The sequence below is a fragment of the Finegoldia magna ATCC 29328 genome (assembly GCF_000010185.1).
GTDB lineage: Bacteria > Bacillota > Clostridia > Tissierellales > Peptoniphilaceae > Finegoldia > Finegoldia magna_H.
In genome coordinates this window covers 1,557,269-1,569,664 of sequence record NC_010376.1, presented here as the reverse complement: position 1 = coordinate 1,569,664, position 12,396 = coordinate 1,557,269, and the positions used below count along the sequence as shown (strand labels likewise).

The 12,396-nt window shown below is 29.3% G+C and carries 10 protein-coding genes and 1 pseudogene; 9 read left to right on the top strand and 2 right to left on the bottom strand.

What is annotated here, in order from left to right; all coding sequences use genetic code 11:
* The first annotated feature begins 344 nt into the window (after positions 1-344).
* Entirely contained in the window at positions 345-1,349 is a 1,005-nt protein-coding gene (locus FMG_RS07475; RefSeq protein ID WP_041250668.1) for a DUF4297 domain-containing protein, read from the top strand.
* The gene (locus FMG_RS07470; protein ID WP_004838629.1) at positions 1,349-3,043 is read left to right on the top strand and encodes a hypothetical protein; all 1,695 of its coding nucleotides are present in this window, start codon (positions 1,349-1,351) and stop codon (positions 3,041-3,043) included. Before FMG_RS07475 ends, FMG_RS07470 begins: the two co-directional genes overlap by 1 nt.
* A gap of 357 nt (positions 3,044-3,400) precedes the next feature.
* Here the strand turns inward: FMG_RS07470 and FMG_RS09630 are convergent.
* Both FMG_RS09630 and FMG_RS07460 read right to left on the bottom strand, forming a co-directional pair.
* Positions 3,401-3,553: pseudogene (locus FMG_RS09630) on the bottom strand (relaxase); the annotation flags it as partial.
* 1 nt (position 3,554) lies between these two features.
* Complete coding sequence (locus FMG_RS07460) at positions 3,555-3,911, bottom strand: plasmid mobilization protein (protein ID WP_012291075.1); 357 nt, start codon at positions 3,909-3,911, stop codon at positions 3,555-3,557.
* Between the two features lie 292 nt (positions 3,912-4,203).
* Between FMG_RS07460 and FMG_RS07455 the strand changes: the two genes are divergently transcribed.
* Genes FMG_RS07455 through FMG_RS07425 form a run of 7 tightly spaced genes read left to right on the top strand, consistent with a single transcriptional unit; the run spans position 4,204 to position 12,384 of the window.
* Complete coding sequence (locus FMG_RS07455; RefSeq protein WP_041250625.1) at positions 4,204-4,776, top strand: TetR/AcrR family transcriptional regulator; 573 nt, start codon at positions 4,204-4,206, stop codon at positions 4,774-4,776.
* 51 nt (positions 4,777-4,827) lie between these two features.
* A complete protein-coding gene (locus FMG_RS07450; RefSeq protein WP_005956598.1) occupies positions 4,828-5,406 on the top strand; it encodes an MptD family putative ECF transporter S component in 579 nt (192 codons plus the stop codon).
* On the top strand, positions 5,406-6,086 hold the full coding sequence (locus FMG_RS07445) for an energy-coupling factor transporter transmembrane component T family protein (protein WP_012291072.1): 681 nt from the start codon (positions 5,406-5,408) through the stop codon (positions 6,084-6,086). The genes FMG_RS07450 and FMG_RS07445 overlap by 1 nt, the downstream gene beginning before the upstream one ends.
* Positions 6,083-7,531 carry an ABC transporter ATP-binding protein gene (locus tag FMG_RS07440; protein ID WP_012291071.1) on the top strand — a complete coding sequence of 483 codons (1,449 nt, stop codon included), beginning with the start codon at positions 6,083-6,085 and terminating at the stop codon, positions 7,529-7,531. The genes FMG_RS07445 and FMG_RS07440 overlap by 4 nt, the downstream gene beginning before the upstream one ends.
* A gap of 12 nt (positions 7,532-7,543) precedes the next feature.
* Positions 7,544-8,896 carry an MATE family efflux transporter gene (locus FMG_RS07435; RefSeq protein ID WP_012291070.1) on the top strand — a complete coding sequence of 451 codons (1,353 nt, stop codon included), beginning with the start codon at positions 7,544-7,546 and terminating at the stop codon, positions 8,894-8,896.
* A 37-nt stretch (positions 8,897-8,933) separates the two neighbouring features.
* Entirely contained in the window at positions 8,934-10,655 is a 1,722-nt protein-coding gene (locus FMG_RS07430; RefSeq protein ID WP_012291069.1) for an ABC transporter ATP-binding protein, read from the top strand.
* A complete protein-coding gene (locus tag FMG_RS07425) occupies positions 10,648-12,384 on the top strand; it encodes an ABC transporter ATP-binding protein (protein WP_012291068.1) in 1,737 nt (578 codons plus the stop codon). Before FMG_RS07430 ends, FMG_RS07425 begins: the two co-directional genes overlap by 8 nt.
* The last annotated feature ends 12 nt before the right edge of the window (positions 12,385-12,396 follow it).

The following is a 12,396-nucleotide window of genomic DNA, read 5'->3' as shown; positions in this document are numbered from 1 at the left end:
TTTTATTTTTGACGTATATTTAATGGTATAATAGAATAAATAAAAGATTTAAGTAGGATGTAGTGATATCATTTAATTATAAAATGTTATTACAAAAATAAAAGAATTAGGTATTATAAATAGTGAATTTATGGAAAAGCAAAATTAGGAAAATTACATTTTATAAATTAAGACAGACAAAATTTAATTACAGATGTTCTGTTTTTGATATTTTTGAATTAGAAGGCATACAGAAGATTATAGAGTGATTTTTGAAAAAACTAATTAAATATTATAAAGGTTACATTATAAATGAATGACGACATAAAAGTGAGGTGATTATATTGGAATATTCGAACTATTATATGAATTTACCATTAGATTTAGCAGGTAGTAGAACGAAAAATAGATTTAGAGTTGAATTGTTGTGGGGAGTTGGTAAATTAATTGATGCATATAAGCTGTACGATGACTATACAATTGTGTTTGATTTCAAATGTGATATTGAATTGCATCGTGATAATGGTCTTGATTTTTACCAGGTGAAAACAATAAATAGAGGTAATCATAGTTCTAAAACACTAACTAAGAGAAAAGGAAATAGTAGATCTATTTTGGGAACATTGTATGCTCTTTACAACCCAAATCATAATATAAAGCTGGCTGTAGTTTGTAATAAGCATTTGAAAATTGATAGTAAAGAAGATTTAAGGAAAGAAGTTTGTTTAGGTGAGTTGGACAAAACAGTAATAGATTTTATTGAAGATAAATTGCAAGAAGAACTAAAGTTATCAGAAGTCATTCTTGATAATGTTTTTTATGTATGTGAAAGTATGGACTTAACAAATCCTCATTATGCTTTGCTTGGAAAGTTAATTGAAGCTTTCCAAGAAATAAAAAATGAAGAACCTAATAATCCTAATGCTTTATTTCGATTAGTATCTGATACAGCTCAGAAAAAAGCTTCTTATGAGATGGCAATCACTAATTATAATGATGTACTAGAATTAAAAGGAATTTCTAAAAATGAGTTTAATAAAATGCTTGAATCTCATAGGAAAAAATCTATAACAGGCATTGAGCAGGTTAAAGATTATATTAAAACTTTATTCCCATCAGAAAGAAGATTATATAATCAAGCTTTAACTAATTTACTGGAAATTGATCAAAGCCATGAGTTGAATGTATTAAAGATATCAATTTTTGAGTATATTGAAGGGAATATAGATAAGATAAAAAACGAAAATGACCTTTTTAATATTTTAAATAATGTATTTGATAGTGAATTCCCTATAGAATACACAAAATACATGAAAAAAGTATTTTATTTAATGGTATTTTATTTATACACAGAGGGAGGTGATATTTAATGGATGTTATTTTCAATAAAATATATATTTTTGATATTTTAACTAAAGAGGCTTTTGTTACATGTTTTGAAAAAGGTTTAAATATTGTTACTTCTAGTAACATTGATGGAACAGATAGAGGGAAGTCAGTCTTGTTACGTAGTTTATATCATACTTTGGGTGCTGATGCCCACTTCGATAAAAAATGGAAAAATGAAGATAAAGTATATATTTTAGAGTTTTCGGTTAACGATAATATATATTTTATATATCGCCATAAAAAGTTATTCAAAGTATTTAATGATGTTTTTAAGATATTATTTCAAACATCAACTATAATTGAGTTATCATATTTTTTAAGCAATATTTGGGATTTTGAAATATTTTTACCGAATAGAAGGACTGAGAAGCTGGAGATTGCTCCACCAGCATATACATATGTAATGAATTTTATTGACCAAGATTATTATGATGGAACATACTTTAGTTCCTTTAAGAGATTAGGACAATATCAAAATTTTAAACCTGATGTAATATATGCACAATTTGGAATATATGATAAAAATTATTTTGAACATGTTGAAAGTAAACAAAATTTATTGGAACGTATAAATGATTCAGAAGACGCATACAGAGAAACTAGTAGAATGAAAGAAAAAGTATCTAAACTATTAGGTAATATTGTTGTGCCTGAAAATTTAAAAGAGCTTGAAAGGGAGCTTTCTATTAGAACAAAGGAATATGATTATATTCTGAATTCTATTAATAAATTTAGGTATGAGCTTACAAATTTACGAAATGAAAAATATGAGCTTGAAATTGCATTGAACCAAATTGAAAGGTTTAAGAATAAAAAGGAAAAAGAAATAAAGTATATTTTAAATACAGATATATGTCCTGAATGCCATTCAGTTTTGAAAGATACAACTGATCTTAGAAGTAAAAGATACAATTCAATTGAGGATTCGTTATATATAAAGGACAGCATATATGAGGATATAGAAAAGATTTCAAAATCAATTTTACAAATAGAGGGTAGTTATAAAGAGTTTTTAGATAAGTTGGAATCATACAAGAAAAACATTGGTATAGCTAAGACAGAAATAAAAAATTATAGCAGCTATATGGGGCTAAATGAACTATATAATAGTTTAAATTTAGAGTTATTTAATGAGTTTAATTTGCAAGGAGAACTTAAAGAGAAACTAGAAAATATTGAGGAAGACTTGAAGGAAGTATCTAAAATTAAATCGGATATCAATAAAAAATATTATGATATGATTGATAGGGAAGTCTTAAAGTTTGGATTAAATGAGTTAGAGGAAGCACAATATAAAGCAATTAATCGAGTTTTTTGTGCAAGTGGAAGTAATAAACCAATTTCAACAGTTATATGGTATTTTATACTTAATGATATTAAAAAAATTTTTAATAATAAATGCTTGAATTTACCTATGGTATTAGATAGCCCTAAGAATGCGGAGATGGATTATGATAAGGCACAATCCTTAATTGAATATATATTAGATAATTCATCAAATTATACCCAATTGATTTTTTCATCAATTGGGTTTGAAAGAAGGAATTTTGAATTTGAAAGCGAAATAAATATTATAGAGCTAAAGAATGACAAATATCAGTTGCTTGATTCTGAAACTTTCTCAAAATATAAATATGTTTTAGAAAATGCTTTAAGTGCCCAATTGATTAAATAGTAAGATAAAATCACCTATATATCTACATCCTAGTCTACATTAATAAATAATTTTTTTCTTATTTTATAAAGTTTAACGATATTGTATTTTTATTAAGAATACTCTTGCAAAAGGGTATTCTTTTTTTATTGCTTACTTTAGTGAATTGAGCGAACGAAAGAATTCATGTGGAGGAAATTAGCTTTAGCTTCAAGCACCAAGAAAACATCCTTAAAGTATAATTTTGATAATAGCATGGAAGCTGGATATGCAAAGATTATATAGTATTTGCACAAAAAAATAAGCTGAAATTAATTTCAGCTTAAGCTTGACTTTTGTTAGCAGGTTTTTGTTTCAAAAAATGCTATAGAATATGATCTTTCGTGTTTTCATAAATTGTATATGAGCAGTAGCTGGATGACATTTGAATGAAGATACCAAGACTTTTTCATCAGTTTTTTCACTATTAGTAATGTAGTCTATTGCCAAATTTAGAGTTGATTTTATAGGATGTATTTTTGTAATTGCCATATTAATCACCAGAACTTTCTTTTGATTTATTAAGAAGTAGGGAATGGATCTGCCAAATTTCTCTTGATAATTTTTCTACCTGTTTATTCATTGATTCGATTTCATTCTTGTAAATAACACCAGTTGTATTAGTAGCCTTGGCGATCTGGTTTATGTTATTTGTTGCATTTGAAAGTAGCCATTGCAGGTTTCTAAATGGTTCTAAGTCCACAACATAAATTTCTTTTTCTAAGACACACTTTCTAAGAAAGTGAGACATAGTTTTACAATTTGCAAGTTTCATTTTCTTTTCAAAAATTTCCTTTTCTTCATCTGTTAAATATATTTTTAGTTGATTATTTCTTTTTCTATTATCCATAGTATATCTCCTTATCATAAATTATTGGGGTCTTAGGGTTCTCCCTAACAAGGTAAAATTGATAAAAAAAGAAGCAGTCCATAAAGGTTCTGCTTCATCAATTTTTCGTAAGTGGGTACTCACTTACTGTGCTTGCTATTAAAGTTATAAGCGTTAAGCGTTTATTAATTTCTGTTAATTATACCGCATTTAAAGAAATTAATAAAGAAGTATAAGCGAAGCTATTGACAATGATTATCAGAGTTGATACAATAATACCGACAAGTATGTCGGTTTGGAGGTTATTTATGAAATGAAAATGGAAGCTGATGAAAGAAAAAAGCAGATTAGACAAGCAGCTATTAAAGTTTTTTTGGATAAGGGATTTAGAAATACCGTTATGAATGACATTATGGAAGCTACTGGGCTTTCTAGAGGTGGCTTGTATCATCATTATGGTTCTACGCATGAAATCTTATACGACATTATGTTAGAAGGAAATAAATACAGAGAGAAGATAATCTATGATGAGATGAATAAAACAAGTCAGGATTTTAGCGAAGTTTTATCTGAGATTATTTTAGAAAAAATGCTATATCAGAGTGACTATGTTTCAATTTATGCAATGTTTTTGCAGGAATTAAATCATGACGATAAGTTAAAAGACTTATATAAGAAACTAAAAAAATCATCATCTGATAGTATTTTAATGTTATTTGATGAAGATGTAAGAGGTGAATTAAGTGAAGCTATTGAATTAATAACTGATTTTATTAACACATTTATTCTAGGTTGTGAAGTTCTAAATGCAAGAGAAAATTTTGTGAAGAACAAACTTGCATTAAAAAAAATGATAGGAATTATCTTAGATAATAATGCTAAGTAAATCTTAGGGTTTACTCAGAAAGAAAAAACATATCTTAAATTGGAGGTTTATATGAAATTAAAAGATATCGTACAAGTTACAATTTTTACAGTAGTGGCGTTTATATTAAACATGGCTGTGTCAACGGCCACAGGAATGTTAGGAACTTTATCCTTATATATAGCGGCAGGATTTTCTTCCTTTGTAGTAGCTCCGCCATTTATAATTATGGCTAAAAAATTACAAAAAAGAGGAATAGCTTTTATATTTTTCATGTTGCTGGGTGTATTTTATGCATTAAGTGGATATTGGCCAATGCTTATAGTAAATGCCATCGCAGCTATTGTAGCAGAATTAATTATAGGTAACTATAAAAATGATAATAGAGTTGCCTTAGCATTATCTGCTGGAATGTTTGTTATTTCAATGCACGCAATGACATTTGTAAGACTACTTGGACCAGAAAAAATTGTTGAAGTTTTTAGCGTATTTACAAAAGAACAGGCTGCCTTTATGGATGCCTTTTTTACACCAAAGGCAATGCTAATCTCAATAGGCATTAATATCGTCTTGGTATTAATAGCAGGAAGATTTGGATTATATATAAATAATAAGTTTTTTAAAAAGAGTAAAAAATCAGGAATATTGTAATGGAAAACATAAGGAGAGATGACAACTGTCTTGTAAATCCTATAATCTTATTTGTTTTAATTTTAGCGTTTTCGATTATATTATTTATAACAGATGATATTGGTTACTATATTATGATAGGAATATCAATGTTTCTAACCTTAACTTTTTCCTTAAAACAATTTATTAAACAACTAGCAACAGTTCTTATCTTGTTAATTGTTGGCAAAACATTAACTATTATAGACTTAGGAATAGGTGGAAATGCAATTTTAGGTCTAGTAGAAATCGTATTAAAACTCTTTCCGATATTTATTATTGGCGGTATTCTTGTGAATACATCACCACTTAAAATGATGAGTTCACTTAAGTTTTTACACATTCCAAATGTGTTTGCTCTAAGCATAGTGATAGGAATGAAGTTTATATCAGAGATGGGGTTAAGGATTAAAGAAATAAAGAATGGCATGAAGGTAAGGGGGCTAAGATTAAGTCCCCTCCATCCTGTTAGGTCTTTTGAACTTTACTTCATCCCTCTTATCTATAAATGTTTGCAAGTGAGTGAAACTTTGACTTCATCTATTATATCTAAAGGAGCAGAATATAGAGGGGAAAGGACTAATTATCATAAAATAACTTTTAAATTTTTTGATATCGTATTCTTACTTTTAGCTATTTTCTTATTGTGGAGGTCAATATGAATGTAATAGAAGCAGATATTAAAAAATTCTCTTATGACGGAAATGATAAGGTAATTTTAAAAGATATAGAGCTAAATATTAAAGAAGGGGAACTTGTTGTTATAAGTGGTTTATCTGGTTGTGGAAAAACCACGCTAACAAGAATATTAAATGGTTTAATTCCGAATCATTATCAAGGACAATTATATGGACAAGTATCTATTTTAGGAAAAAATATTTCGCAATATAACAATGGAGAATTGGCAAAGTATATAGGAAATGTTTTTCAAAATCCAACAGATCAGTTTTTCGCAAATATTGTTGAGGATGAGCTTGCCTTTGTTGGAGAAAATTTAGGAATGGAGCTTTCAGAATTAAAGAAAAGAGTTGATGACTCTTTGAGTGTGATGGGAATTGAAAATTTAAAATATAGAAATATCAATTCTTTATCAGGTGGACAAAAGCAAAAAGTTGCTATCTCATCTACTCTTGTTTATGATACTAAAATAATTTTCTTTGATGAACCATCATCAAATTTAGACTATAGGGGAATAGTCGAACTTAAGAATATTCTTGAAAAATTAAAATCATTAGGAAAAACGATAATAATATCTGAGCATAGATTGTTCTATTTAAATGATTTATATGATCGTTTTTTGTATATGAAAGATGGTAAAATCGAAAAAGTTTTTAAAAAAGGTGAATTAACAAAAAAGGATTGTAAAAATTACTCTTTAAGAACAATTAACTATAATTTTTTGCTATCTGAAAATATTGATAATTGCAAAAATGTAGTTGAGGATATAAGAGGAGCTGGTATTTCTATTGGTAAAAAAGAATTAATAAAAAATTTAAATATAAGCTTATATGAAAATGAGATAATGGCGATTATAGGTAAAAATGGAGTAGGTAAAACGACTCTTGCAAGATCTTTAGCTGGTTTATTAAACTTTAAAGGCAAGACAAGCTTTGGGAGAAATAAAAAAGAAAGATTAAGAAACGCTTATTATATGATGCAAGATGTAGAATACCAAATATTTTTTGATACAGTGGAAAATGAGCTTTTACAAAAAGATAGAATTAATGACGTTGAATATTTAAATAGACTTAGAAACGAATTAAAACATATTGACCTTTGGGAAAATAGGTATGACCATCCACAAAATCTATCTGGTGGACAAAAACAAAGACTTGCACTATTAACTGCTTGTTTAAGTGGTAGAAAACTAATAATTCTTGATGAACCTACGTCAGGTTTAGATTACAAGAGGATGAATGATATTTCTGAAATAATAAAAAGATATTCAAAAATATATCCTTTTGCCATAATAACTCATGATATAGAACTTATTTTTAAAGTTTGTAATTCTGTGTTAATGCTTGAAGAAGATGGATATAAGAAAGTATATGTTCAAGGACATGAAAAAGATATTTTGAAATTTATTAAAGATGGACTGATTGTGTAAGGAGTTGATTTTTTGAAACAAGATATGAAAGAACAATTATTAAGCAAAAGACCTATAGACCTACTTTTTCAATTATCTATCCCTGCTGTAATAGGAATGATAGTAATAGGTCTTTATCCACTTATGGATGGAATTTTTGCAGGAAATATTATAGGGCAAACTGCAATGACAGCTTGTGGTGTCGCTATGCCACTTACTTTTTTCAATAGCGGAGTATCTACCCTAATTGGTGTAGGGTCAGCATCGGTTTTATCAAGAGCTATAGGAAAGAGCGACCAAAAAACAGTTGATAAAATTATGGGGAATTTAATCTTTTGGGTTATTCTATTCTCATCAATTATTACAATAGGCGGAATTTTACTTGCACCACATTTTTTAGATATGGTTGGAGCAAGTGGAGAAATTAAAGAATATGGTATCAGATATTTACGAGTAATTTTCATTGGTTCTTTATTTGTAAACTTTACTCAATCAGCAAACATGGTTATGCGTGGAGAAGGATTAATGAAAAAAGCAATGCTCATTATGGGGCTAGGAGCTTTTTTAAACATAATTCTTGATCCCATTCTAATGAAATTAATGGGAAAATATGCAATTGAAGGGGCTGCACTTGCAACTATTACAGCACAATTTGTTCAAGCGATTATAACACTCCATTACTTCAAATATAAAAGTAAAGCAGTAAAAATAAATAAAATCAAACCTGATCAGGAAATAAAAAAAGAAATGTTTGGCGTAGGGTCATCTGCTATGATGATGCAAATTTTATTTATGATTCAACAAACAATGCTATATAAAATGTCATTTAAATATGGCGGAGATACAAATGCTATCTTGATGGCAGCAACACTTAGAATATATGCCTTTTCATTCATTCCACTTTGGGGAATGAGTCAAGGTTTACAACCTGTAGTTGGTACAAATTTTGGAGCGAAAAAATACGACAGAGTAAAAGAAGCTATGAAAGTATTTTCTATCGGAGGATTAGTTCTTGCATCAATATTTTGGATACCAGCATTAGCATTTTCAAAGAATATACTTTCCTTATTTGGAGTAGAAGAAAGTATTATAACTCAGGGAATAGGGAACTTTAGACTATTTTATTCTATCTTTATCCTATATGGAGTAATGGTAATGACTATAACATTCTTCCAATCAATAGGAAACGCTAAAAAAGCTGGCATAATCGTCATGCTAAGACAATTATTTTTATTCGTTCCTGCCATGATTATTCTACCAATGACATTTGGAGTTAAGGCAGTATGGTTTGCTGAACCTCTTGTAGATTTAATTATGATTTTAGCTGGAATAGCAATGATGATTGGAGAGCTTAATAGAATGCCCTCTGAAATAAAAAAAATATAATAAACTATTTAAAAATATTACTAAAGGAGGTTTTAAAGTGAATTTAGTAAAAGAATATGTAAATAAAAGAAAAGGATCATATTTTGCATCCGTCCTACTTGCGATAGTGGGAGTAGTTGCTGGGCTTTTTTCATATATATACATGGCAAAAATCATTGTAAATTTGATTAATGGTGTAAGCGACATGAATTTATACACTCCACTTTGTATAAGTATTTTAATAACATTTGTTATTAAAGAAGTGGCAGCAGGAATATCAACAAGTATTTCTCATACGGCAACCTTTAATTCATTAGGAGAAATTAGAAATGATATTTCCAAAAAATTATTTAAGATGCCATTGGGAGATGTACTATCAAGATCATCTGGAGAATTAAAAAATATTATAGTTGAGCAAGTTGATTCTATGGAAACATCCCTTGCACACTTAGTGCCAGAATTTACTGCAAATTTAGTAGGACCTATTCTATTATTTATTTACATGTTTACATTAGATTGGCGTTTAACTTTATTATCACTAATTCCATTTGTGGTAGGAATGTCTATTATGATGTCTGTTATGAACGCTCATTATAAAGAAATGTTTGGAAAGTCAGTTGCTATTGGTCAACATATGAATAATTCCATTGTTGAGTATATAAATGGTATAGAAGTAATAAAGACCTTTAATCAAAGCGAATCATCTTATAAAAAATATGCTGATGCAGTTTATGACAATGCAAGCTTTTATTTTAACTGGATGGGTGAATCTATGAATAGGGTTGCCATAGGTAGATTACTTTCTCCTATGGGAATTATTACCATCATACCCTTTGGGATTTTATTTTATATAAATGGAAGTATTGATTTAGGAAATTTAATTACCTTAATCGTCTTATCCTTTGCTACGGTTTCTAGCATTTTAAAAATCATGAACTATATGGATGATATGTCAAGAATATCAACTATAACTTCTGAAATAGGAAAAATTTTAAATTCAAGAGAGTTAGAAAATGTTGACAAGGGAGAAAAAATAGAATCCTATAATATAGAACTTCAAGACGTAGACTTTTCTTACGATGGGAAAAAGAAAGTTATTGATAATCTTTCTATGGAAATAAAAGAATCTAATGTTTCAGCCCTCGTTGGTCCTTCTGGGTCAGGCAAGTCCACAATAGCAAAACTTATTGCTGGATTTTGGAATGTAGATAAGGGATCTATTAAAATTGGCAGAGTAGAAACAAAAGATGTGTCGCTCGAAAACTTGTCTTCACTTATTTCTTTTGTATCCCAAGACAATTTCCTCTTTGATATGACTATAAAGGAAAATATTAGGCTTGGAAATAAGGATGCCTCTGACGAAGAAATTATAGATGTATGTAAAAAATCTGCCTGCCATGATTTTATTATGAATCTATCTAATGGTTATGATACAAGAGTTGGCGAAGGTGGAGGTCATCTATCTGGAGGAGAAAGACAAAGAATATCTATTGCTCGTGCCATGCTAAAAAATGCACCAATCGTAATTTTAGATGAAGCAACTTCTTATATAGATCCCGAAAATGAAGCTCTCATACAAAATGCCTTGGCAAATCTAGTTAAGGGTAAAACTTTAATCATAATCGCGCATAGGCTAAAGACAATTGTTGATGCAGATAGGATATTTGTTATTAAAGATGGCAAATTAAATTCTTATGGTACTCATGAAGAACTATTAAAGTCATCAGAACTTTATAAGGAAATGTATGCTGCAAATTTAAGGGGTGATGAAAATGCTTAATGTGTTTAAAAAGATATGGAATTTTTCAAAAGAAGAACAGGTAAATATTAAGAAATCCATTCTCGCTGGATTTTTGCACGCTGTATTTAATGCCCTTGAGTTTGGAGCAATCTACTATATGCTAGTAAATATATTCTCTAAAACTTTAGACTATAAGGCAATCTTTATTTGTCTCGGCATATTAGTAATATCTCTTGTTGGCAAAATTATGACACTAAAAATTTCACAGATGGCACAGACTCATGCAGGATATTTTATGGCAGCCCATAAGAGAATAGAAATAGGAGAAAAAATTAAAAGAGTTCCTATGGGTTTCTTTTCAAGCTTTTCACTTGGAAGATTAACTACAATTGCTACATCTTCACTTTCCCAAGCAGAAATGTGGGTGCCTATGCTTTTGGTTCTTGTACTTGGTGGAGTTTTAAATACTTTAGTCTTTGTCCTTGGAACTTTAATATTTAATGTAAAGGTAGGGCTTGTTGCAGTGGTGGGTGTAATAGTATTCTTTATAGTAACATCAATGATGGAGAAAAAATCATCAGCTAATGCAGACAAGATGACAGAAACACAAACAAGACTTACAAAAGAAGTATTAGCAACTTTACAAGGTATGCAGGTTATAAAATCCTATAATCTTGGAGGAGAAAATAACAGGGCCTTGAGAAAGTCTATAAAAGATACATCAAAAATACTCTTAGACCTGGAGAAATCTGTAGCACCCTACACAGTTATTCAAAGAATTGTAATGGGAATAACAACAGTATTTATGGTCTATGTATCATTAAAATTAAATTTATCTGGTGAACTTCCACTTGCTGAAACAATTCTTATGATTATGGCATCCTTTATTATCTTTGAAGGCTTAATCGGGGCAGGATCAAACATGGCAATCCTAAGAGCTTGCGAAAATGCCATAGATTCTGTAGGTTTTATCGACTCTATGCCTGATATGAAAGAAGGAAGTATTACAGAGCCAATAAAAAATCACAACATAGTCTTTAAAAATGTATCATTTTCCTATGATGATAGACCAATTTTAAAAAATGTTTCAGCAGAGATAAAAGAAAATACCATGACTGCTATTGTAGGACCATCTGGATCTGGTAAGACAACATTTTGTAATCTCATAGCAAGATTTTGGGATGTAAATTCTGGTGAAATTTTAATCGGAGGAAAGAATATTAAGGACTATAAGATAGAAAACTTAATGAATTCTATTTCAATGGTCTTTCAGGATGTATACCTATTTGAAGATACAATTGAAAACAATATAAAATTTGGAAAACAAAATGCAAGCCATGAAGAAGTTGTAGAAGCTGCAAAGAAGGCAAGGTGCCATGAATTTATAGAAGCTTTACCAGAAGGATATGACACTATCATTGGGGAAGGTGGAGCAAGCCTATCTGGTGGAGAAAAACAAAGAATCTCCATAGCCAGAGCCATGCTAAAAGATGCAGATATAATTATCTTTGATGAAGCCACTGCAAATATAGACCCAGAAAATGAAGATAAATTAAAAGAAGCAATAGAATCATTAACAAAGAATAAGACAGTAATAATGATTGCTCATAGGTTAAAGACAATTAGAAATGCTGACCAGATTTTAGTCTTAAAAGATGGAGAGATAGTAGAACGTGGAAATCACGAAGAACTGATTAAGAATGATGGACTTTATTCTGACCTTATAAATGCAAAAGCTAAGGCGGAATCCTGGAAATTAAATAATTGATAGGAAGAAATA

Excerpts from the sequence above, each read along its gene's own strand:
- FMG_RS07460 (WP_012291075.1), bottom strand. The coding sequence starts at position 3,911 with ATGGATAATAGAAAAAGAAATAATCAACTAAAAATATATTTAACAGAT.
- FMG_RS07445 (WP_012291072.1), top strand. The coding sequence starts at position 5,406 with ATGGAAAACATAAGGAGAGATGACAACTGTCTTGTAAATCCTATAATC.
- FMG_RS07475 (WP_041250668.1), top strand. The coding sequence starts at position 345 with ATGAATTTACCATTAGATTTAGCAGGTAGTAGAACGAAAAATAGATTT.
- FMG_RS07455 (WP_041250625.1), top strand. The coding sequence starts at position 4,204 with ATGAAAATGGAAGCTGATGAAAGAAAAAAGCAGATTAGACAAGCAGCT.
- FMG_RS07450 (WP_005956598.1), top strand. The coding sequence starts at position 4,828 with ATGAAATTAAAAGATATCGTACAAGTTACAATTTTTACAGTAGTGGCG.
- FMG_RS07425 (WP_012291068.1), top strand. The coding sequence starts at position 10,648 with ATGCTTAATGTGTTTAAAAAGATATGGAATTTTTCAAAAGAAGAACAG.
- FMG_RS07440 (WP_012291071.1), top strand. The coding sequence starts at position 6,083 with ATGAATGTAATAGAAGCAGATATTAAAAAATTCTCTTATGACGGAAAT.
- FMG_RS07470 (WP_004838629.1), top strand. The coding sequence starts at position 1,349 with ATGGATGTTATTTTCAATAAAATATATATTTTTGATATTTTAACTAAA.